Origin of the sequence: uncultured Algoriphagus sp., assembly GCF_963974365.1 — a bacterium.
Classification (GTDB): Bacteria; Bacteroidota; Bacteroidia; order Cytophagales; family Cyclobacteriaceae; genus Algoriphagus.
This window is the reverse complement of sequence record NZ_CAXBBX010000005.1, coordinates 229,759-251,419: the sequence shown is the minus strand read 5'-3', so window position 1 is coordinate 251,419 and position 21,661 is coordinate 229,759. Positions and strand designations below refer to the sequence as shown.

The window sequence follows — 21,661 nt, the reverse complement described above, 5'->3', positions numbered from 1 at the left end:
AAGGCTAGAAACAACAATACTTTTTTTGAATCGATACCGAATCTACTCGTAGGTATTACTTTTTAATCTAATTGGAAACCCCATTTCCTTCAAAAAATCTCGACTCAATCCCCATAAGAACCTCTCCGGTTCCGTGCAACAGCGGTTTCATCGTTCGTGCTACGCACGCGACGAAAACCTAGTTGTTGGCAACAGTTACTCTAATTCATATACCTTTTTTCCTTCTTTTATAGATTCTAATACTTGAATGTCGTGAATTTGCATTGGGTCAATTTTAAGTGGGTTTTTATCTAAAATCACAAAATCAGCTAATTTGCCAACTGTAAGTGTACCTTTTCTCCCTTCTTCAAAGTACTGGAAAGCTGCCCAATCTGTTAAGGTTTTCAATCCTTCATAAACTGTAATTCTTTGGTCTGCACCTAGTACTTTACCGCTTCGCGTTACACGGTTAACAGTAGCATCCAATACGCGCATTGAGTTAGGAAAGGTGACTGGTGCATCGTGATGTGAAGTGATAGTAAGTCCAGCGTCAATCACATCTCTACAAGGAGAAATATAGTCTGCTCTTGGCTCTCCCAATACAGACTCTTTATGCCAATCTCCCCAATAAAAGGTATGCATAGGAAATAGAGAAGGAAGGATACTTAATTCAACCAATTCAGGAATTTGATCTTTACGTAAGGTTTGCCCGTGAATAAGTACAGTTCTGTGATCTAGGTATCCAAATTCTTTTTCGGCAGCCCCTACAGCTTTTATGTATTGATCTATAGCAGCATCTCCATTACTATGACATAAAATTTGCCATTTGTTTTTAAAAGCCGTTTTTACATATTCGGTTGCTTTATCGTCATCCATAATCGGATAACCTTCATAGCACCCTGTTCTACCTTCAGGATTCACATGATAGCATTTGGTAAGCCAAGCTGTTTTTCCTTGTGGAGAACCATCTAAAGTTAACTTTACACCTCCTAATCTAAACTTGTTTTTATACTGGTGTGTTGGTGTATAAGTTCCTTCTGCAACTTGTTCGATGCCTAAAGTTATATCCGGGTAGGCAACGACATCAATATAATAAGCTTGTTCATCGGCTGCTTTTCTAAGTGCAGCAAGCTGATCTGTTGTCGTTCTACCATCTTGTGCTGTTAAGTAGCCTTTTTTGGCATATTCGTCTTGACCTTGCTTAATACACTTGGCTGCCATATCATCGTCAATTTTCCCTAATACAGGGAATAAGACTTTAAAAAAAGCAGCTTCTTCTAAGACTCCGTTTGGATTTCCGTTGCTATCTTTTCTTATGACGCCTCCATCGGGGTTAGGTGTATTTGCTGTGTAGCCCATTAGCTCTAATCCCTTGGAGTTGATAGAAGCTAAATGTCCCGATTGATGAATAATAATAACAGGCAGATCGGTACTTACTTTGTCTAAATCAGAAGCTTTTGGATGATCTTTTTCTGCTAATTGAGAATCATCATAACCGTTACCAATTATCCATCCCAATTTTTCTAAAACATATTTACCTGTTTCTGTTTCCTTGTATTCATTTAATGTTTCAACTACAGAATTAAAGTCTACACCAGGACCATCAGGTGTTGGTAAAATATTCGCACACATAGCTGTAAAGCCTACATTGTAAAAATGCCCATGTCCGTCCAGAAATGCCGGAAGCATTGTTTTTCCTTCCAAATCCACTTGATTTGCTTTGTTGTAATTTTCCGATGCCTCGTCTTTGTTTCCTACAAAAACGATTTTTCCATTTTCTTCTACAACTGCTTCTGCATAAGTTGGCTCATCGCTTTCCATTGTAATAATGTCGCCATTGTAGTAGATTGTAGCCGTTTTTTCAACTACTGAAGTTTCTTTTTTCGTTTGATTGCAGGAAATAAAAACTATAGCAATCAAAATTGTCATTATAAGAAATTTAGTTTTCATATCGCTGTTTTTATAATTGTTCAACACTTGTATATACGCAACTGCGCTTTTTTCTTTCTAAACCTACTAAACTTTACTAAAACCCTAACCACCTCTTAAGACCAATAAACATACTTTATCCGACAACAAACGGATACTATCGAATACAAACGACTAGCTACCGACTTAGCGCTGACCGATCCCCCAACTTTGGTTCATAAGTTTTTCCTCTGGCGAAAACGACAAACAAATTTTCTAACCAAAACAACAAACATTATGAGCACGCTAAGAAACAAAGTACAGCTAATCGGACGTCTAGGATCCAAAGTAGAAATCAAAAACCTGGAAGGCGGCAAGACCTTGGGTAAAGTATCCCTCGCTACTAACGAGTATTACAAAAACCAAAAAGGTGAACGCGTAGAAGAAACTACCTGGCACAACATCGTGGCCTGGGGCAAGCAAGCCGAATTACTTGACAAGTACACTGACAAAGGTTCGGAAATCGCCATAGAAGGCAAACTCAGCAACCGCTCTTACGAAGACAAAGAAGGTGTCAAGCGCTACATTTCTGAGGTAGTGGTACAAAACATCCTACTGATGGGTGAAAGAAAAGCAAACGTGTCTGAAGAAGCGGATCTTCCTTTCTAAGATAAATCCTGAAATCACTACAGTTGAAAGGCTGGGAGTATTAAACTTCCAGCCTTTTTCTTGTTGTACCTTTGATAGAGCAAATGCTGAAATCCTTTCCGTAATATCCCTGATCACTAAGTTTGATTTACGGACTTTTGCACCTTACTTAAGCTCCTAATTCAATTGACGCAAAAGATGAACCTAAGATATTGCCTTGCCTTCCTGTTTTTTCAGATTTCCGCTTTCGCTTTTTCCCAATCAAACGAGTCCCCCGCAGATTTGGTAAATCCTTATGTAGATAGTAAAAATTCCCGCTGGTTCTTTTTCAATACTGCCACTAGACCTTTCGGGATGGTCAATCTCAGTCCTGACACGGATACAGGCGGAGCTTGGGGATCGGGGTATCGATATGACAGTGATTCCATCAAAGGGCTTAGCCATGTGCATGCTTGGCAACTTTCGGGGCTTTCGGTACTACCGGTTTCTGAGGTGAGTTTGGAGGGGAAAAGAAATTTTGCTTCTCCCTTTTCCCATGAAACTGAGATAGTGCAGCCAGGTTATCATCAACTTACACTTGATCGCTATGGGATCAGAGTGGAACTTACTTCCACCTTACGTACCGGATTTCACAAATATACCTTCCCTAAAGAAGCAAAGCAGCAAGTCGTGATCAGACTTGGTGGCATGCTGGGCCCCTCGGACATCATCGACGGAGAACTCACCCAGGTAAACAAGACCACTTTAACTGGTCATCTGATTAACGGTCCAACGGTGAGAAGACCGAATGACACTCCTATCTTCTTTGCTATCAAACTCAATAGAAATATCGCTGAGATTAGCGGTTGGTCAGAAAATGGAGTCACCTCTACCCTGTCTGAAATCAAAGGAAAAGATTCTGGCGCGCTACTGACTTTTGATAAATCTACGGAGGAACTACTCATGAAAGTAGGGATATCCTACGTCAGTGTGGAGCAGGCAATGTTGAATCTGGATACTGAATTAGCGCATTGGGATTTTAACCGAATACGGAATGAATCATTTGCAGAATGGAATAGCTATTTGGGAAGAATCAAAGTAGAAGGTGCTACAGAAAAAGACAGAAGAAGGTTCTATACTGATCTTTTCCATGCGCTACAAGGCAGAAGAACAATTTCGGATGTAAATGGCAAATATGCTGACCTGACCAGCGGAACGCATTTGACCAAGCAAATTCCGCTGGACGAAGCTGGAAAACCCAAATTCCGACACTTCAATTCAGATTCATTTTGGGGAGCTCAGTGGACTATCAATACCCTTTGGCACTTAGTTTATCCTGAGATCACGGAGGAATTTGTTAATTCCATGCTGCGATACTATCAAGACGGAGGCCTTATTCCACGAGGGCCTTCTGGAGGTAATTACACTTACGTTATGACGGGGGCTTCGAGCACTCCATTTATCGTCAGCGCTTACCAAAAAGGGATTCGAGGCTTTGATATTGAGCTGGCTTATGAGGGACTAAAGAAAAATCACCGTCCTGGAGGAATCATGGAAAAAGCCGGGTATGAGCATAAAACTTACTTGGGCGGCGGCTTTTCTTATTACTTAAAGAACGGCTATGTGCCGTGGCCAATTCCTGAAGGAAACTTCGGTTACCATCAGGATGGACCAAGTCTGACATTGGAATATGCTTATCAGGATTGGACATTGGCTCAATTGGCAAAAGCATTGGGAGACAAAGCTGGTGAGCAGGAATTTTTGAAAAGATCAGAAAACTACAAAAACACCTTTGATGCTGAAACAAGCTGGATGCGTCCAAGGAATGTAGATGGAACCTGGAAAACTCCTTTCGATCCTTACGAATACAATGCAGGTTTCAATGAGGCAAATGGAAGTCAGGGAACTTGGTTTGTTCCACATGATCTGGATGGACTTGCCGAATTAATGGGAGGGAAAGAAAAAGCCATCGAACGATTAAACACTTCCTTCGTAGAATCTGAAAAACTTGGTTTCACCTCAGGCACTTCGCACTCACAGGAAACACATCCAGAATATCGAAGAATTCCAATCAATTACGGAAATCAGCCTTCGATTCAGACGGCATTCATTTTCCACAAATTGGGAAGACCTGATTTGACTCAGTATTGGTCAAGGGCGATTGTGAGGAGAATATATTCTGACCTCAGCCCTGAAAACGGTTATAATGGAGATGAAGACCAAGGATTGATGGGAAGTCTAGCGGTATTAATGAAGATTGGATTGTTTCAAATGAACGGAGGAACGGAAGCAGATCCAGCTTATCAAATTGGCAGTCCTATTTTTGATAAAATCACCATAGCACTTAATCCAGATTATTACTCAGGGAAGGAATTTATCATCAAAACTGAAGGGAATAGCCCTTCTAATGTCTACGTAAACTCTGCGAATTGGAAGAATCAAACCTTGCGTCATCTTGAGCTTTCCCATAGCCAGATCACCTCTGGTGGAGAGTTGAAGTTAGAAATGAGTGAAACTCCCAAAAAGTAGAAGTACTAAGCCACCGTTCGTGTCACACGAACGGAAATAAAAATGGGCTCCATGTCCACCTTCTGGAAAAGCTGGATAACCTAGAGTGAAAAACCATAATCTTAACAGAGTTTCAACTCTATTCACGATCTCTTTGGATCATCTACCTTCTATTTCGCTCTTTCAGAGCTTTATTTCTATTTCAACTTCTCTTGCCCAGCCCTATCGAGCTAGGGTTAGTTATTTAGGACTTTCAGCCCTTATTCTGATATAACATCAAGTCTTGCTTCTGAAAAAGCAGGACAACTCTAAATTGCGCCCTCTGCGTGACCCTCTGCGACCTCTGTGGTTAACAAAAAACCTTGAACTTAGCAGATAGATCTACAAAGTCTAGCTTCTGAAAAAGCAGGATAACTCTAAATTTCGCCCTTTGCGTGACCCTCTGTGTCCACTGCGGTTAAATAAAAACCTTGAAATTCGTAGATAGATCTACAAAGTCTAGCTTCTGGAGAAGCAGGACAACTTTAAATTGCGACCTCTGTGTAATCCTCCACGCCCACTGCGGTAAAAAACGACAAAAAAAATGAGGCTCTTGCGAGCCTCATTTTCATTCAAATCATCTTGGCCAAACATTGTCAGCCGTGTCTTTATCCGGGAATCGTCCATGAGGATCTAATGTTATTTTCTTGATTTTCGAATCACCTAACTCCATCACCGCATCAAAAGTTTTGCTTCCATCAAACCAAGCCGAAACTGGCCAAGTCAATTCAATCGTAGTATCATTGATCTTTTTAGCATTTGGCATCTTTACATTTGCCGGCCCTTCAAACTCAACTTGAAGCACAACTGGAGAAGGCATTTGCCCTGCCTGATGTACCGTTACGGTCGTTTTACCATTTGAAGTAGTTACATTTTGGATAGATCCTTCCACAGATTCCGTGGTAAACAACCAATAATACCAGAACCACTCCAGATTTTGTCCCAATTCATTATTCATGAAGAACATGTAATCCCAAGGCGAAGGATGCTTGAACGCCCAAGTTGCTGTGTACTTTTTCATTGCATTGATCACCGCTTCATCACCCACGATTCCACCAAGCATGGATAACATCAATGGCGTCTTCGAATAAGTCTGGAAACCATACATATTTCCTGCGTCATTCGCACTCCACATCATCGGTGCTTCATCTTCAAATCCGCTTACACGACCATAGCTTTGTCCCAATCCATCCAAATTATAATCTATTCCTCTGCTATCTGCACCGGAAAGAATATTCATGTATTGGTTAAAACCTTCATCCATCCAGCCGTAGCGGGTTTCATTCGTTCCTACCATCATAGGCCACCACTGGTGTGCTGCCTCATGATCTGCTGCTCCCTGATTGGAATTGATTACCATCGGGTATTCCATACCAGCACTTGGTCCATCTTGAAGCGTAAGCTGAGGAAAAGGATAAGGTGCCCAAAGCTTGGAATAAAACTCCAATGCATGCTTGGTATTTTCTCCTGCCTTTTCGAAAAATTGAGCTCTTTCTGGAATGAAAACCATGTAAATCGGAACAGGTCCTTTGCCGGGAATGTCCGCTTTGGTTGCTTTCCAGATAAATCTATCTGAAGTCGCCCAGGCAAAATCATTGACTTTATCTGCCACAAAATGCCAAGTCAATTTATCCCCTGCCTTAGTCGCTTTTCCTGGTCCTTTTTCATCTTCACCTACTAGGGTAACTTCCCCATCAGATTTAAGAACATTAGCAAATCTCTCCGCTACAGTCGGAGTCAAAACCTCTGTCGGATTTTGCAAAACACCAGTACCACTTACGATCCATCCAGCTGGAACAGTGATAGACACATCAAATTTTCCAAAATTGTTATGAAACTCAGCCGGACCTAGGTATAGGCTGGTTTCCCAACCTCTCAGATCATCATACTTTGCCAATCTCGGGAACCATTGAGTTGGCTGAAATAAGGTGCTGTCAAATCGCTGGGTCATTCTATGACCTCTTCCGTTATCTCCACCCGGCAATTTCGTATGCCAGTCAATCTCCACCTCTGCGGCAGTTCCTGCTTTGATAGGATTTACCAAGGAAATCGTAGCAACAGTGCTTTGCAAACCCCTTACACTCAATGTTGCAGGTTCATTTCTACTGCGTCTTGGAGGAGCGTTCAGATCAACTGGTTCTCCCGCCACTTTTATTGCAGTCACGATCATACCCTCTGTGTTTTCCGCAGGAACTGACGATCCACGAGGCACATCTCCCCTAAAAATATTATGATCCAATCGCAGCACTATGGAAGTCATATCCTCTTTGCTATTGTTATGTACCAAAATCTTTTCGGAACCTGTGATAGTCTGCGTACTTGGATCTAGGCTAGCCTTGATCGTAAAATCAGTTTCAAGTTGCCAGTAATTTGGACCTGGATTCCCAGAAAAGTTTCTTGAGCCTTCTTCGAAAGCTTTGCGAATTGAATTCGTCATCGGGACATCCTGCCTGATAGCACGGGTATCCGTTTCTATAGATGATCGCAGTGGTTTGGTTTCTTGCTGCGCAAAAGCAACGGAACTGCTCAGGAGCATGAAAAAGAGTATTTTTCTCATAAGTAAAGGTGGGTTTTATTCAAGTTGGAAAACTCAGCAAAAAATCCTCTTCTCCGACAAACAATGGGTATATCCGAAGCATGGAATTAATAAGCTGACTATAAATTTAATTTTTATTGGTACAATTTATACTATAAACATAAAACCTTCGAGGTTTTAGAAACCTCAAAGGTCAACAAACTGAATACTGCGACTGATCATTGGCTATTCCCTCTTCCCCGGAGCATATCTCTCCTCCATCCTAGCTTCCACATCTTCTCTATAAAATGCTACAACCTTGAAATCCCCATCGACATAGTCCTCAGTTTGATCGTAGAAATGCGGAGAATTTGGATCTGAGCTCTGACCACCGGCAAGAATGGATTTAGCTTTTACTTTCTCCCCAAATTCCACTACAGCTACAAAACTATTTCCTCGGTAACCATACAATCTCTTCGTTCCAGGGTAAGTTCTCGCTCCGAAAGCTGCCAAAGCACCCCAGGTTCCAGAAGCCAAACCAACCGGGCTATACTCCTTTTCATCATCAAAAGGCAGATCGATTTCTCCTGTCAATCGCTGAAATCTATTAATCTCTGACCAAGGTGTATTCCATGTTCCAAAATCGGCATTCATCTGATCCAAAGTCTGCGCAAAAGTTGCCAGCAATTCTGTTGGCGAAGGCTTAGGAACATTGGTGTTTTCATCGATATTAAATGGGATCAAATTATTGATGTTGCCATGATTTCTCATGAAATTCATCCCAAAAAAATGAGCCAAAGACATCGCAACAGATTCTTTAGTCGTGCGGTAATCCCAAGCTTCCAAAATCTTAATTGGCTCCATGAATTGAGGATCTGCCACGCCACGCTTTTCATAGGCTTGAAGTAGCATAGGAATCAAATGCTCAAATGCCGGCAGATAGGGATCGTAGGCCAGTTCAATCATACTCTCCAAAGTCAAACCAGAAGCTTCTTTTAGCACATTTACTGCATGAATCCCACGGAAATTCTCCTGATCTGGAGCCATATAAAATGGATAATCTTCCTTCTTTGGGCTGAATTCAGCAGCAGAAGTGAATGGTGTGGAATTACAGTTCTGTATCCAACCAGTCCCCGGGTTTAAGACCATGATACTTTCATCCACCGTATGCAGGCCCTGCCAATCCGAAGCCGGATCAGAACCATCCACAGGCTCTGAAAAGTCAAATCCTTCATTTCTTTTAGGAATGAAATTCCCATGGAAATAGGCTATGTTTCCATCTGCATCTGCAAAAACTGTATTGTTTGAAGAGTTGGTACGAATGTCCATCATCTTCTTAAACTCAGCGTGGTTGCTCAGCTTTGTCCTCGTGAAGCTTTGGATCAGCGCATTGACAGGATCCCAATTGATCTTAGTCGCCACCCACTTCTCTCCAATCTTATGTGTGATCGGACCATGGTGAGTTCTATAAAAAGTGAAAGGTTTCTCTTTCATTTCCTCACCTGATTTGTATTTCAATGAAACCTGAAACTCCTCCACTGCACGGCTCTCTTTTCCATATTGGTATTCATATTTCCCATCTTTCTCTGTCACCTCTTCCACAAACTCATCGATGAAATCCACTTGAGTAGAAGTATGCATCCATCCTGTTTTCTCATTGAAACCTTGGTAAACAAAGAACTGTCCCCAGGTCACTGCACCATAAGCATTCAAACCTTCTTCGCTAACCACGTGAACTTCAGGCCTGAAGTAAAAGGAGGTGTGTGGATTGATGAGTAGCATCGCATTGCCTGAAGCCGTCATCTTACCGTTTACTGCGATACCATTGGAACCTTTTGGTTCGTCTAATAAAGCCTCTCTGGTAAATTCTTCTTCATATGAAGCCATTACGTCTGGCTCTTTTTCAGCATAAAAAGCCTGAATTCTGCGAGTTGGAATCTGCTCAATATCTCCACCGATAGACCCTTCACTGAAGAACATTGGCATCCAAGGTTCGTAATGCGTAATCACTTGGGGTGTCACTTCCGGATGTGTTGCTAAGTAATAGTTTACGCCGTCTGCAAAAGCAACACAAAGTTCCTTCAACCAATCAGGTGCTGTTTCATAAGCAGCTTTTGCTTCTGATTCAGTCATGTAGAGATTTGCTCTCAAATCACTGTAAATAGCTTTCGGACCTTCCAACTCAGCTAAGCGTCCGGTAGCCCAGATATAATTTCGTTCTACTCTCCTGAAATCATCTTCGCACTGCGCATAGAGCAAGCCGAAAACTGCATCGGCATCGCTTTTCCCATAAATATGAGGAACGCCAAAATCGTCTCTAATTATTTCAACCCGACTAGCGGTATCTTCCCAACGTTCGGCTTCGGTAAGCTCTTTTGGTTCGCAAGACCAGATTACAACTGGTATTAGAAAAAGTAACAGTCTAACTTTCATATTTGGGTAATTTTAAAGCAAGGATAAAATATAATCTTCCAAAATAGACTTTTTGAAGTCTCTAGGCAATCGGAATTTTATCTATGCTGCGAGTAGCTGTTTAGTGGTATTTTAGCAGATATATCGGTCATTAAATCATCCGAAATCATTTCATGCTGCTGATAGGCAAAAATCATTTTTTCGACCTGCTGAACCGAACTTGCTCCAATCACTATAGCACCCACCGCTGGCTGTATTAGACCAAAATGAATTAGAAAAGCTTCCGGAAGCACTCCAGAATCCCCAATCAACTCGCGTACTTCCTTTACTTCGGTAGCAGAATAATCAAGAAATGGCTCAGCAGACTTATTGATTAAAAGTCCTTTTGCAAAAGCACCTCGAACCAAAACTCTTGTGTTAGAATCAGCAATTAATGGAAATGCTTCTTCTTCCGGTCGACGATCCAGAGGATTGTATTGCATCATAATTGTAGCAGGACTACTCATTGCTAGGACTTTTCGGATCACATTTGGGCGAATGGAAGAAATCCCAAAAGCCCGGATTTTACCCTGACTTTTAAGAATGTCAAAAGCTTCCAGCGTTTCATCCCAAGGGTCCTCCAGCGTGCCTCCATGCAGTTGGTAAATATCAATATAGTCTGTCTGTAGTCTTTTCAAACTTTCCTCAAGAGCTTTCAGAATGTAAGATTTCCTAGTATTCCAGTCCCATCCATTTCCATCCGGACGTAGCTGATTTCCAACTTTGGTGGCTAGAACGAGCTCCTTTCTCCTATTTTTCAGTACGGCACCTACAATTTCTTCATTGATACCTTTTTGGTACAAATCTGCTGTATCAAAGAAATTGATTCCTCCTGAAACTGCTGCGTCAATGATTTGTTGATCTTCTTTTAAACTGCCTTTCAAAGACATACATCCAAGTGCAAGTGGACTTATTTCAAATGACAAGGCAGGTAGTTTTCTCTTTTCCATACTCCCAAATTCACATTATTAATGCTGGAATTCAAACTGCTTAACTTTTTAGCTTTTATTAAAGGTTTAATAATTTGAGAAACTGGAAGCATTGTTTCATTAATCCCTATTTTTGGGATCTTAAACCTATGTACAATGAAATCGAGCATAACTCAAAAGTCACTCTTAGGGACGATTTTTTTTAAGATGCGAGATTCCACATGACCATTGAAAAACAATTTTAGCATATGAAGAAAATAGCAGTTTTTACTTCTGGAGGAGATAGTCCTGGCATGAACGCTTGCGTGAGAGCGGTCGTACGCACAGCCATTTTCAAAGGATTAGAAGTTTACGGGATATACCGTGGGTATGAAGGCATGATCGACGGTGATATTAAACGCTTGCAATCTCACTCTGTAAGTAATATTGTCCAGCGAGGAGGAACTGTCCTTAAGTCTGCCAGGTCAATGGAATTCAAAACTCCAGAAGGAAGAAAGCAAGCCTACGACAATCTCAAAGCACATGGCATAGAAGGGCTGGTCGCAATCGGCGGAGACGGTACTTTTACTGGCGCAAAGGTGTTTTTCGAAGAATATGGTATCCCAACTATCGGATGTCCGGGAACGATTGATAACGACTTGTATGGAACTGACTATACCATTGGATTTGATACTGCCGTAAATACAGCTTTGGAAGCAATTGACAAAATCCGTGATACTGCAGCTGCCCATGATCGTATTTTCTTCATCGAAGTAATGGGCAGAGATGCTGGATTTATTGCAATTGAATCTGGTATAGGCGGAGGAGCAGAATTTGTGATGGTTCCAGAAACAAAAACCAATTTGGATGATGTGGTAAAGTCATTGAAAAACAATAGAAAAAACAGATTCTCCAGTATTGTTGTTGTAGCTGAAGGTGATGATGCGGGGAATGCTCAGACTGTTATGGAAATAGTCAAACAAAAAGTAAATGATCCTACTAAAGATTTTAAAGTTACTACCCTTGGTCACATTCAAAGAGGCGGAAATCCTACGGCCCGTGATCGGGTTTTAGCTAGTAGATGTGGAATGTCTGCAGTAGAAGGATTACTAGCTGGTCATCAATTTCACATGGCGGGGATAGTAAACCAACAAGTTGTATATACACCTTTCGCAGACTGCATTGGTAAGACAAAGCCCCTGATCGAAGATCACCTTAAATTAATGAAAATCTTGAGTATATAAGATGGGTTTCATACCACTATTCATCATGCTAGGAGGAGGTGCTCTCCTGTTTTACCTTACCGTAAAAAATGCCTTGCAACGCAAACTCAATAGCCAGAAAGAGTTACTTTTCAAGTTGAATTCATTGAATCCAGCCTTGGGTATTTTGGTAAATGATTCTTCAGATCCTGATCTATTGATTGCTGCGCTCAAGGAAAGACAACTCGAAAAGGGAATTGCTGAGAAAGCACTGAAAATCATACGGGATCTAAAAGTCAACAGAATCCAATACAACCAACTTCTAAAAAAAGCACCGTACAATTGGGTTGGAAAAATAGCCCGTTTTCAGGCCATTTGATAGGCTAGGAATTCAAGGATACTCTCTTTATTTTCTGGAGAAAACCATTTGATTGACTCGTCTTTTTTGAACCAAGTTAACTGTCGCTTTGCGTATCGTCTTGAGTTTCTTTTGAGCAATCGAATGGCTTCTTCCTTATCATACCTCCCCTCCAAAAACCCGAAGATTTCTGAGTACCCCACAGTTTGCAATGCATTCAAATGCCTTTTTTCGAAAAGTGCATCTGCCTCCTGAAATAAACCGGCTGTGATCATCTGGTCCATCCGCAAATCAATGCGTGCATACAACTCTTCGCGGTCTCTCTCCAAACCTACTTTGATCACCTGAAAAGGACGCTTTTTAACAGATTTCACACGAAAGGAGCTGAATTTCTTCCCCGTACCTCTATAGATCTCCATGGCTCGCATCAATCGTTGTGGGTTCTTTTGGTCAACTATTTCAAAATATTCAGGATCATTCTGTGCCACTTCCTCTTGCAAAAAGTCTAGCCCTTTTTCAGCGTATTCCTGAATAATCTGAGCCCTTACTTCTGGTGCAATTGCAGGCATTTCATCCAATCCATTCACAATTGCCTCAGCAAATAATCCAGAGCCACCGGTCATAATTACCACCTGATTTTTCAAAAACAAAGTCTCAAGAAGCACTATGGCATCACGTTCAAACTTTCGCACATCATAATCATCTTCTATAGAAAGACTATTGATGAAATGATGAGGGACCTCGCTGAGTTCTTCAGAGCTGGGTTTGGCAGTCCCCAAGTTCATTTCCCGATAAAACTGTCGACTGTCGCAGGACACAATTTCAGTCTTGAATTTTTTGGCTAGATTTAGACAAAGATCGGTTTTGCCGACTGCAGTGGGCCCTACCACTAAGATCAAGAATGATTGATTTGACAAAATGAGAGTGATTAGCTAAGGGCAAAAATCCAAAGTAAAGTAATGAAAAGCAAAAAGGTGTTGATCGTGGACAATAATGACTTGACCAGAAAGCTTATAGAAAGCTTGATAGGTCAGTTATGTAGTTTCGTGTCAGTCAAAACAAGCCTGAAAGCAGTTGAACAAGCCTCAGCTATCAAGTTTGATTTAATACTCATGGACCTTCAACTACCCGGCTCCGATGGGATTTCAACCCAAAAAAAAATAAGAAGACAGTCTGCTTTTCTATGCCCTATCATAGCCATCTCTACTTTTTCTACTGACTCCACCCGTGAATGTTTACTGGAATCAGGCTTTGACGAGGTAATCACCAAGCCCATCCGTCCTAAAGAACTATTGGATATTATTTCTGGAAAATTAACCGGAAAAGAAGAAAAAAACCTTGAAATAGCACCGCAACAAGAGCAAGAGGAGGTCTTAAACAAAAAGGTGTTAAATCAACTTTTAAAATACAATACAGCAGAAACCATTAAGTCTATTTACCTTGATTTTTTAGTAGAATATGATGAATTGATGGATAAAATAAACCCAGCATTTGAAAGTAAAGACCAGCAATCCCTTATTGAAAGTTTACATACTGTCAAGGGTAATTCAGGGACTTTGGGATGCAGTGCCATTTTCAAATTATCAAGTGATGCAGATCTGCACGCAAGAGCTCAAGACTGGAAATATTTGGAAGAGAAGCTTATAAAACTAAAAATTGAGCGTATTTTATTGGAGAAATATATCAAAGAAGAAACTACTTTTATCCCATGAATAATCCGAAAAAAATCCTCGTTGGAGAAGACAGTTCTGTCATACTCAACTTGACTAAAAGTATCCTGTCCTTTGAAAAGTATCAAATGACAGCGGCGAAAAACGGCAAGCAAGTATTGGAGATGTTGGAGAAGGAGGATTTTGACCTTATTCTGATGGATTTGAATATGCCGGTGTTAGACGGTGTCACTTGTACTATAATGATCAGGGATCTTGAAGATCCAGTCAAATCTAAGCTTCCGATTATTGCTATTTCCGGCAACATCAATAATTACACGATGGATGAATTCAGGAAACTTGGGTTTGATGATTTCTTGCAAAAGCCACTTGACTACGATAAATTATTGGCTACGGTAAAAAAATTATTGAGTTAATATGGCAATTAAACACACAAAGCACTTTTTAGATAAACTTGAAAACCTCTTTGCATCCTCAGATTACATGCTGCGGTACGAAAAGGGCAATTTCAAATCTGGCTATTGTGTATTGAATGATGCCAAAATTGTAATTGTAAATAAGTATTTCCCCCTAGAAGGAAAAATCAATGCACTCATTGATATTTTGATTGAACTTAACTTAGATCCTGCGGATTTTAAAGACAAAGCAAATCATGATTTCCTCACCGAATTAAGACAAACCCAGTTAAAATTTTGAAAGTTACTTTTTTAGGAACAGGAACTTCACAGGGCGTTCCAGTGATTGGTTGCACATGTCCAGTCTGCAGTTCTTTGGATTTCAGAGACAAGAGATTCAGGTCATCCGTCCACATCCAAATCGGAAAATTAAGTCTGGTAATAGACACCGGACCTGATTTCCGAAGTCAGATTCTCAGAGCGGGAATTTCGGATCTTGATGCGGTAATTTTCACCCACGAACACAAAGATCATACGGCAGGACTTGACGATATCCGACCCTTTAATTTCAAGCAGCAAAGAGACATGCCTGTCTTTGGGAAGCCTCAGGTATTGGAGCAAATCAAGCGTGAGTTTGCCTATATTTTCACTGGAAAAAGATACCCTGGAGTGCCGCAAGTGGAAACTGTAGAAATCAATGAAAGCCCATTCACTATTGAGGGGATCACAATCACTCCTATTCCAGTGATGCATTACAAGCTTCCAATTCTGGGGTTTCGAATTGGTGACTTCACCTACATCACTGACGCTAATAATATCCCTGAGGAATCGCTGCAATTGATCGAAGGCACAGAAATCCTAGTTCTAAATGCACTCCAAAAGGAGTCACATATTTCACATTTCACCTTAAATGAGGCAGTGGCAATGGCTAAAAAAATAGGCGCCAAACAAACCTATTTTACGCACATGTCCCACAAACTTGGCCTTCATAATTCAGTGGATGAAGAATTACCCGAAGGAATCGCCTTGGCCTATGACGGGCTTCAGCTAACTTTGGACTAATGCATCTTAATTATCACTTCCTGAAATACCTCTGCCCTGAGCTGGAAAAAGCATTTTTGGGCAAAAAAATAGTGACTTGTTTTTCACAAAACAAAGATGAGCTAATTATAGAAACTGAAGATGCCGTAGAGTCGCGATTCATGCGAGCACATTTTCTTCCTCCACAGATCTACCTTTCCTTTCCCGGGAATTTCCAACGTGCGAAGAGAAACAGCATCAACTTGTTTCATGAATTACTGGGCGATGTGATCACTGGATGCCAAGTCTTAAATTTTGAGCGGGCATTTATTTTCAACCTTAGTTCAGGAAAAATTCTACTTTTCAAATTGCATGCAAACCGCAGTAATGTTTTGCTTTATGAGCAAGATGGAACTCAACCTCTAAGATTATTTAGGAACAGCATCAGCGAAGACCGAGATTTGGACTGGAAATCCCTGAACAAAAGCTCTGATTTAAGTAAAGAAACATTCGATAGTTTGGAAGGCAATGCTTCAAAATTTCTCCCTACTCTTGGGGCTATTCCACGGAATTGGCTGAAAGAAAGAGGTTTTATCGACGCTGATTTAGACAACAAATGGGACCTAATGCAGGAGCTTTTAGATATGTTGGATACACCACTATTTTCTTTGGTAGAAAAGAATGGAGAGATCCACTTGAGCCTTTTGCCAGAAGATACTCCAGTCAAAAGCTTCTCAAATCCTATTCTGGCAGTCAATGAATTATTTTATTTGGCCTTGGTTCGACGCAATTTCGAAAAGGATAAAAATGCGCTGCTCAAAAAATACCAAGAACAACTCAAACGCACCAACTCTTATATTGAGAAATCTTCGATTAAGCTAGATGAGCTTCGCAATTCTCCCCCTCCTTCCCAACTAGCTGATGTAATCATGGCTAATCTACATGCTTTTCAAGACGGGAAATTAGAAGCTGAATTAATGGATTTCTATACAGGAGAAAATATCCTCGTGAAACTCAAACCCAACCAAAAACCGCAAGATCTCGCAGCTTCACTATATAGGAAATCTAAAAACAGGAAGTTGGAATGGGGTCAACTAGAGAAAACTATCGCAGCAAAAATAACCCAAGCCATTACGTTCGAATCCAAAATAAAGGATCTGAATGAAATCGAGGATTTCAGAACTTTGAAAGGCTTCAAGAAATCGCATGGTGAAGACAAGGTCCTCCAAAAAGATTCAGTTGTGCTGCCTTTTAAAACTTTTGAATTCGAAGGCTTCCCGATCTGGGTAGGCAAATCCTCCTCGGCAAACGATGACATGCTTCGCGGCTACACGAAGAAGGACGACATCTGGCTGCATGCACGCATGGTCCCAGGCTCTCATGTGCTTATTAAGACTTCAGGGCTTAAAAGCATTCCTATGGCTGTATTAGAGACTGCCGCATCCTTAGCTGCATTTTATTCCAAGAATAAAAATGAATCGCTTGCGCCAGTGATACACACGGAAGCCAAATATGTCAGAAAAATAAAAGGATCACCAGCTGGATCTGTGATGGTAGAAAAGGAAAAAGTTTTAATGGTCGTTCCGAAAGGGCCGGAAGAAATTTTCGGGAAAGGAGATTAGATTAGTCCCGATAGCTCGGGATCAGTCACAATTTTCAGTTTTGACCTTTGAGGTTTAGAAAATCTCGAAGGTCTTTAAACAAAAAACTTCTTTATTATTTTCACAGAAATGTAAAAAGCAAAAAAAGAGTCCCGGTAACCCAAGACTCTTCTTATTTATTTTTAGAATCTACTTATTCTACAATATGCACTTTCAGCATATTAGTTCTGCCGTTTGATTTCAACGGCATGCTTGCAGTGTTGATGATGATATCGCCAGAATTGACATGTCCATCTTCCTTCAAGGTATTCTCAATATCCACAAACGTAGCATCAGTGGAAACCTGATTTTCATAGAAATATGCCCTAATTCCCCAAACCAAGCTCATTTGAGTGATCAACGGCTTGTTTCTAGTGAATACAAAAACACCCGCAGAAGGTCTGTGAGAAGCAATTCTAAAGCCTGTGAAGCCTGAAGAAGTGATTCCTACAATAGCCTTAGCTTTCACGTTTCTAGAAAGTCTGGAAGCCATCAAAACCAAGTTATTGCTTAGGAATGTATCGTCATCTTCTGGGATCTTGTATAGATTATGGTAGATGTCTGCATTTTCCTCCAAGTAGCTAATGATACTACTCATTGCTTTTACAGCATTCACAGGATATTTTCCTGATGCAGTCTCAGCAGAAAGCATTACTGCATCTGCGCCATCAAGCACTGCAGTAGCAACGTCGTTTGTCTCAGCTCGTGTAGGACGAGGATTTACGATCATGCTCTCCATCATCTGAGTAGCTATGATAACTGGCTTACAAGCCACCTTACATTTCTCAACGATTCTTTTTTGCCAAAGCGGAACAATCTCCATAGGAACTTCCACTCCCAAATCTCCCCGAGCAACCATGATAGCATCTGTAGCTTCAATGATTGCATCGATATTTTCTAACGCCTCAGGCTTTTCAATTTTCGCAACGATTTTACAAACCTTGCCTTTAGCTTCAATTCTTTCTCTTAGGTCAATAATATCCTCAGCAGATCTAACGAATGAAAGTGCGATCCAATCTACTTCCTGCTCAAGGCCGAAAGCCAAATCTTCAATATCCTTCTCAGTAAGTGATGGAGCACTTACTTTCGTATTCGGAAGGTTGATTCCTTTTCTAGACTTTAGGATACCTCCGTGTATTACAGTACAATTGACATTTTTGCCATCGGTATCATTAACCCTAACTTCAAGATTACCATCGTCAATTAGGATTCTATCGCCAGTCACTACATCATTAGGAAGGTTCTGATAAACCGTGCTCACCAAATGGCTAGTTCCAATTACTGGATCATTTGTAATCGTGATTGATTCTCCAGGCTTGATCTCAACGCCATTATTCTCTACTTCACCTACTCGGATTTTCGGGCCTTGTAGATCTTGGAGAATTCCGAGGTTTAGCCCTTCATCGGCATTGATCTGTCTGATTATCTTCGCTACTTCAGCGTGAATATCATGAGTACCGTGCGAAAAGTTCAATCGAAACACATTAGCGCCGGCTGCAGCCAGACTCTTGATTGTTTCATAGTTATTTGAAGCGGGGCCTATAGTTGCTAGAATCTTAGTCTTATTGAAATGGCTCATTAGGGGATTAATAAGTTAATAGGTTTTCTTTTGATTTAAGTTTACTTACGTCCAGCTTCATTACATTCTGGATGTACCGATTTTTAGCCAGCTGGTTGGCAAATGTATTAATACTTATTTGAAAGGTCTCGTCTTGTACCAAAAGGAAATAATCCATTGATTTCAATTCTGGAATCAAATAAGAAACTTGATTTGTCGAATTCAATGCCTTATTTCTTAAAAGCTGAACAAATCCGTGTGGTAAAGAAAGGAAATATTGTGCGATTTTCAGGCTTGGTAGGGTCATAAATTCCAACAAAAGATCATCAGATTTGATGAGATTTAAGTCCAAATCTCTATTGATCAACCATGCCATTTTATAGTCCTTAACGGGCGATACAAGCCCCAAAAGCTCGAAATCATACGTATGTTCAATCAGTAATTTGGCCTTCTTCATGCATTCAAAAAATGAATCAAAACAAAGTTAGAAAATATAATCCAACTTCTACGGACAACGATTTGTTTAAAAATTTACTTCAATCTTTTCTTTGTCAATTAGGCATTAAATATATTTCTTTGCGAAGTGTTATTAACTAAACTGATCACAAAATGTCTGAAATTGCACAAAAAGTAAAAGCCATCATAGTTGACAAACTAGGCGTAGAAGAGTCTGAAGTTACTTTGGAGGCGAGCTTTACCAATGATCTTGGTGCTGATTCTCTTGATACTGTAGAATTGATTATGGAATTCGAAAAAGAATTCAACATCTCTATTCCAGATGATCAGGCTGAGCAAATCGGAACTGTTGGACAAGCAGTTACGTACTTGGAAGCTAACGTAAAATAATAATTCCTAAATTCATTCTATGAATTTAAAAAGAGTTGTTGTAACAGGTATAGGTGCCCTCACACCAATAGGCAATACCGCAGAGGAATTCTGGAACGGTCTGGCTAATGGTGTGAGCGGTGCTGCGCCGATTACCAAATTCGATGCATCACTTTTCAAGACTCAATTTGCTTGTGAGGTCAAAAACCTGGACGTAGAGCAATTTATTGACAGAAAAGAAGCTCGGAAAATGGATCCTTTCACCCAGTATGCCATGATTTCAGCTGATGAAGCCATGAAAGATTCAGGGTTGGATCTTGAAAAAATCGATAAATCACGAGCCGGAGTAATCTTTGGATCTGGAATTGGAGGGTTGAAAACCTTCCAGGATGAAGTGACTTCTTTTTCCACAGGAGACGGAACACCACGATTCAATCCATTCTTTATCCCAAAGATGATTGCTGACATCAGCGCTGGCTTCCTATCTATTAAATATGGTTTTCGCGGTCCAAACTTTGTAACGGTTTCTGCGTGTGCCTCAGGTACCAATGCCCTTATTGATGCATTCACGTACATCAGAATGGGTAAAGCTGATATTTTTATCAGTGGTGGTTCGGAAGCAGCAGTTACTGAAGCAGGAATTGGTGGATTTAATGCCATGAAAGCTCTTTCTCAACGGAACGAATCCCCTGAAACTGCCTCTCGTCCTTTTGATAAGGATAGAGACGGATTTGTATTAGGTGAAGGAGCAGGAACATTGATCCTGGAAGAATTAGAGCATGCAAAAGCACGTGGAGCCAAAATCTATGCAGAACTTGTAGGTGGTGGAATGACTGCCGATGCGCATCATATCACTGCTCCTCACCCAGAGGGTTTGGGCGCTAGTAGTGTGATGAAAATTGCTTTGGACGATGCTGGACTTCAACCGGAAGACATCGATTATATCAATGTCCATGGGACATCTACTCCACTTGGTGATGTAGGTGAGACCAAGGCAATCCAACAAGTATTTGGAGAGCATGCGTACAAGCTGAATATTAGCAGTACTAAGTCTATGACTGGGCACTTGCTAGGTGCAGCTGGTGCTATTGAAGCCATTGCATGTATCTTTGCTATAAATAATGGCATTGTACCTCCAACGATCAATCACTTCGAAGATGATGAAGCATTTGATCCAAAATTGAATTTAACTTTCAACAAAGCGCAGAAGAGAGAAATAAACTATGCGTTGAGCAATACCTTTGGATTTGGTGGACATAATTGTTCAGTAATTTTCAAAAAATATAATTAATCTGGATTTTGAAATTATTTCAAAGACTCGGATTCAACCATCTCTTCTTTAGTGAAAAAGACAAAAGGCTTGCTACCTCCATCAATTTGATGACGGGAAGCAGGCCTTTTAACTTATCTCTATATAAGCTTGCCCTCACTCCTTCTGGTCTGGGAGAAGAGACTTCCCAGGGTTTTCGACTTTCCAATGAACGACTGGAATTCCTGGGGGATGCAATCCTCGGAGCTGTGATTGCTGAATTTCTTTTCCAAAAATACCCCTTCAGAGACGAAGGATTTCTTACCGAAACTAGATCAAAACTCGTAAACAGAGAATCGCTGAATGATACCGGCATAAAAATCGGTTTGAGAAAAGCATTGGATATGGAGATCGGAGAGCGAAACTTCACAGGAAATAAATCACTTTATGGAGATATGCTGGAAGCCTTTCTTGGAGCAGTCTATCTCGACAAAGGTTACCATTTCACAAAGAAATTTATTACCCAAAGAATACTCCTTCACTTTGATGTAGAAAGCATGATTGCTACTACGACCAATTACAAAAGTAAAATCATCGAATGGTCTCAAAAGGAAAATAAGCAAGTTGAATTCGTGGTGCTTAGTGTAAGTGGCAACCAGCGTTTCAAGGAATTTAAAGTTGCTTTGCAGGTAGAAGGAGAAGAAGTAGCACAAGGAAAAGGAAGTACCAAAAAGAAAGCGGAGCAGGAAGCATCCAAAAACGCATGCGAAACTCTAAAAATCGCAACCTAGCTTCGTAATTTTAGGATC

The 21,661-nt window shown here is 40.7% G+C and carries 19 protein-coding genes; 12 read left to right on the top strand and 7 right to left on the bottom strand.

Annotated elements, in window-relative coordinates; all coding sequences use genetic code 11:
• Positions 1 to 195: 195 nt before the first annotated feature.
• Positions 196 to 1,929 carry an amidohydrolase gene (locus tag AACZ87_RS08960; protein WP_339866535.1) on the bottom strand — a complete coding sequence of 578 codons (1,734 nt, stop codon included), beginning with the start codon at positions 1,927 to 1,929 and terminating at the stop codon, positions 196 to 198.
• A 255-nt stretch (positions 1,930 to 2,184) separates the two neighbouring features.
• Here AACZ87_RS08960 and ssb point away from each other — a divergent pair, with 255 nt between their 5' ends.
• Together ssb and AACZ87_RS08950 are read left to right on the top strand one after the other, a co-directional pair.
• Positions 2,185 to 2,556, top strand: a complete 372-nt coding sequence (gene ssb, locus AACZ87_RS08955) for a single-stranded DNA-binding protein (RefSeq protein ID WP_283412945.1) — start codon at positions 2,185 to 2,187, stop codon at positions 2,554 to 2,556.
• A 177-nt stretch (positions 2,557 to 2,733) separates the two neighbouring features.
• On the top strand, positions 2,734 to 5,043 hold the full coding sequence (locus tag AACZ87_RS08950; RefSeq protein ID WP_339866530.1) for a GH92 family glycosyl hydrolase: 2,310 nt from the start codon (positions 2,734 to 2,736) through the stop codon (positions 5,041 to 5,043).
• Between the two features lie 595 nt (positions 5,044 to 5,638).
• Here the strand turns inward: AACZ87_RS08950 and AACZ87_RS08945 are convergent.
• From AACZ87_RS08945 to AACZ87_RS08935, 3 genes are all read right to left on the bottom strand, one after another.
• Positions 5,639 to 7,618, bottom strand: coding sequence for a M1 family metallopeptidase (locus AACZ87_RS08945; RefSeq protein ID WP_339866529.1), 1,980 nt, complete (start codon positions 7,616 to 7,618; stop codon positions 5,639 to 5,641).
• A gap of 204 nt (positions 7,619 to 7,822) precedes the next feature.
• Positions 7,823 to 10,009: an acylase gene (locus AACZ87_RS08940; RefSeq protein WP_339866528.1), complete on the bottom strand. Its 2,187-nt coding sequence runs from the start codon at positions 10,007 to 10,009 to the stop codon at positions 7,823 to 7,825.
• Between the two features lie 77 nt (positions 10,010 to 10,086).
• Complete coding sequence (locus AACZ87_RS08935; RefSeq protein ID WP_339866527.1) at positions 10,087 to 10,977, bottom strand: aldo/keto reductase; 891 nt, start codon at positions 10,975 to 10,977, stop codon at positions 10,087 to 10,089.
• Positions 10,978 to 11,204: 227 nt separating this feature from the next.
• Between AACZ87_RS08935 and pfkA the strand changes: the two genes are divergently transcribed.
• Both pfkA and AACZ87_RS08925 read left to right on the top strand, forming a co-directional pair.
• On the top strand, positions 11,205 to 12,179 hold the full coding sequence (pfkA, locus tag AACZ87_RS08930; RefSeq protein WP_339866526.1) for a 6-phosphofructokinase: 975 nt from the start codon (positions 11,205 to 11,207) through the stop codon (positions 12,177 to 12,179).
• Between the two features lies 1 nt (position 12,180).
• Positions 12,181 to 12,516, top strand: a complete 336-nt coding sequence (locus tag AACZ87_RS08925; protein ID WP_339866525.1) for a hypothetical protein — start codon at positions 12,181 to 12,183, stop codon at positions 12,514 to 12,516.
• Here the strand turns inward: AACZ87_RS08925 and miaA are convergent.
• A complete protein-coding gene (gene miaA, locus AACZ87_RS08920; protein WP_339866524.1) occupies positions 12,504 to 13,412 on the bottom strand; it encodes a tRNA (adenosine(37)-N6)-dimethylallyltransferase MiaA in 909 nt (302 codons plus the stop codon). The genes AACZ87_RS08925 and miaA overlap by 13 nt on opposite strands.
• Before the next feature lie 42 nt (positions 13,413 to 13,454).
• On the opposite strand from miaA, the gene AACZ87_RS08915 reads away from it, so the two are divergent.
• From AACZ87_RS08915 to AACZ87_RS08895, 5 genes are read left to right on the top strand one after another with little or no spacing between them, the layout of a single operon-like run.
• Positions 13,455 to 14,207 (top strand): response regulator, encoded by a 753-nt coding sequence (locus AACZ87_RS08915; RefSeq protein ID WP_339866523.1) that lies wholly within the window; start codon positions 13,455 to 13,457, stop codon positions 14,205 to 14,207.
• On the top strand, positions 14,204 to 14,581 hold the full coding sequence (locus AACZ87_RS08910; protein WP_339866522.1) for a response regulator: 378 nt from the start codon (positions 14,204 to 14,206) through the stop codon (positions 14,579 to 14,581). Before AACZ87_RS08915 ends, AACZ87_RS08910 begins: the two co-directional genes overlap by 4 nt.
• Position 14,582: 1 nt before the next feature.
• A complete protein-coding gene (locus tag AACZ87_RS08905; protein ID WP_339866521.1) occupies positions 14,583 to 14,861 on the top strand; it encodes a hypothetical protein in 279 nt (92 codons plus the stop codon).
• Entirely contained in the window at positions 14,858 to 15,622 is a 765-nt protein-coding gene (locus AACZ87_RS08900) for an MBL fold metallo-hydrolase (protein ID WP_339866520.1), read from the top strand. Before AACZ87_RS08905 ends, AACZ87_RS08900 begins: the two co-directional genes overlap by 4 nt.
• A complete protein-coding gene (locus AACZ87_RS08895) occupies positions 15,622 to 17,202 on the top strand; it encodes an NFACT RNA binding domain-containing protein (protein ID WP_339866519.1) in 1,581 nt (526 codons plus the stop codon). The genes AACZ87_RS08900 and AACZ87_RS08895 overlap by 1 nt, the downstream gene beginning before the upstream one ends.
• 172 nt (positions 17,203 to 17,374) lie before the next feature.
• On the opposite strand, the gene pyk is transcribed toward AACZ87_RS08895, so the two are convergent.
• Both pyk and AACZ87_RS08885 read right to left on the bottom strand, forming a co-directional pair.
• Positions 17,375 to 18,799 carry a pyruvate kinase gene (gene pyk, locus AACZ87_RS08890; RefSeq protein ID WP_339866518.1) on the bottom strand — a complete coding sequence of 475 codons (1,425 nt, stop codon included), beginning with the start codon at positions 18,797 to 18,799 and terminating at the stop codon, positions 17,375 to 17,377.
• Positions 18,800 to 18,806: 7 nt separating this feature from the next.
• Complete coding sequence (locus tag AACZ87_RS08885; RefSeq protein ID WP_339866517.1) at positions 18,807 to 19,235, bottom strand: IPExxxVDY family protein; 429 nt, start codon at positions 19,233 to 19,235, stop codon at positions 18,807 to 18,809.
• Positions 19,236 to 19,387: 152 nt separating this feature from the next.
• On the opposite strand from AACZ87_RS08885, the gene AACZ87_RS08880 reads away from it, so the two are divergent.
• From AACZ87_RS08880 to rnc, 3 genes are read left to right on the top strand one after another with little or no spacing between them, the layout of a single operon-like run.
• Positions 19,388 to 19,624, top strand: a complete 237-nt coding sequence (locus AACZ87_RS08880; protein WP_057940051.1) for an acyl carrier protein — start codon at positions 19,388 to 19,390, stop codon at positions 19,622 to 19,624.
• 19 nt (positions 19,625 to 19,643) lie between these two features.
• A complete protein-coding gene (gene fabF / locus AACZ87_RS08875; protein WP_339866515.1) occupies positions 19,644 to 20,894 on the top strand; it encodes a beta-ketoacyl-ACP synthase II in 1,251 nt (416 codons plus the stop codon).
• An 8-nt stretch (positions 20,895 to 20,902) separates the two neighbouring features.
• Complete coding sequence (gene rnc, locus AACZ87_RS08870) at positions 20,903 to 21,643, top strand: ribonuclease III (RefSeq protein WP_339866513.1); 741 nt, start codon at positions 20,903 to 20,905, stop codon at positions 21,641 to 21,643.
• The last annotated feature ends 18 nt before the right edge of the window (positions 21,644 to 21,661 follow it).

Bases quoted from the DNA above. Each gene is read 5' to 3' on its own strand.
- AACZ87_RS08950 (WP_339866530.1), top strand. From the start codon at position 2,734: ATGAACCTAAGATATTGCCTTGCCTTCCTGTTTTTTCAGATTTCCGCT.
- AACZ87_RS08910 (WP_339866522.1), top strand. From the start codon at position 14,204: ATGAATAATCCGAAAAAAATCCTCGTTGGAGAAGACAGTTCTGTCATA.
- AACZ87_RS08880 (WP_057940051.1), top strand. From the start codon at position 19,388: ATGTCTGAAATTGCACAAAAAGTAAAAGCCATCATAGTTGACAAACTA.
- fabF (WP_339866515.1), top strand. From the start codon at position 19,644: ATGAATTTAAAAAGAGTTGTTGTAACAGGTATAGGTGCCCTCACACCA.
- AACZ87_RS08915 (WP_339866523.1), top strand. From the start codon at position 13,455: ATGAAAAGCAAAAAGGTGTTGATCGTGGACAATAATGACTTGACCAGA.
- AACZ87_RS08885 (WP_339866517.1), bottom strand. From the start codon at position 19,235: ATGAAGAAGGCCAAATTACTGATTGAACATACGTATGATTTCGAGCTT.
- ssb (WP_283412945.1), top strand. From the start codon at position 2,185: ATGAGCACGCTAAGAAACAAAGTACAGCTAATCGGACGTCTAGGATCC.
- pyk (WP_339866518.1), bottom strand. From the start codon at position 18,799: ATGAGCCATTTCAATAAGACTAAGATTCTAGCAACTATAGGCCCCGCT.
- pfkA (WP_339866526.1), top strand. From the start codon at position 11,205: ATGAAGAAAATAGCAGTTTTTACTTCTGGAGGAGATAGTCCTGGCATG.
- AACZ87_RS08935 (WP_339866527.1), bottom strand. From the start codon at position 10,977: ATGGAAAAGAGAAAACTACCTGCCTTGTCATTTGAAATAAGTCCACTT.
- AACZ87_RS08925 (WP_339866525.1), top strand. From the start codon at position 12,181: ATGGGTTTCATACCACTATTCATCATGCTAGGAGGAGGTGCTCTCCTG.
- AACZ87_RS08960 (WP_339866535.1), bottom strand. From the start codon at position 1,929: ATGAAAACTAAATTTCTTATAATGACAATTTTGATTGCTATAGTTTTT.
- AACZ87_RS08895 (WP_339866519.1), top strand. From the start codon at position 15,622: ATGCATCTTAATTATCACTTCCTGAAATACCTCTGCCCTGAGCTGGAA.
- AACZ87_RS08940 (WP_339866528.1), bottom strand. From the start codon at position 10,009: ATGAAAGTTAGACTGTTACTTTTTCTAATACCAGTTGTAATCTGGTCT.
- AACZ87_RS08905 (WP_339866521.1), top strand. From the start codon at position 14,583: ATGGCAATTAAACACACAAAGCACTTTTTAGATAAACTTGAAAACCTC.
- AACZ87_RS08945 (WP_339866529.1), bottom strand. From the start codon at position 7,618: ATGAGAAAAATACTCTTTTTCATGCTCCTGAGCAGTTCCGTTGCTTTT.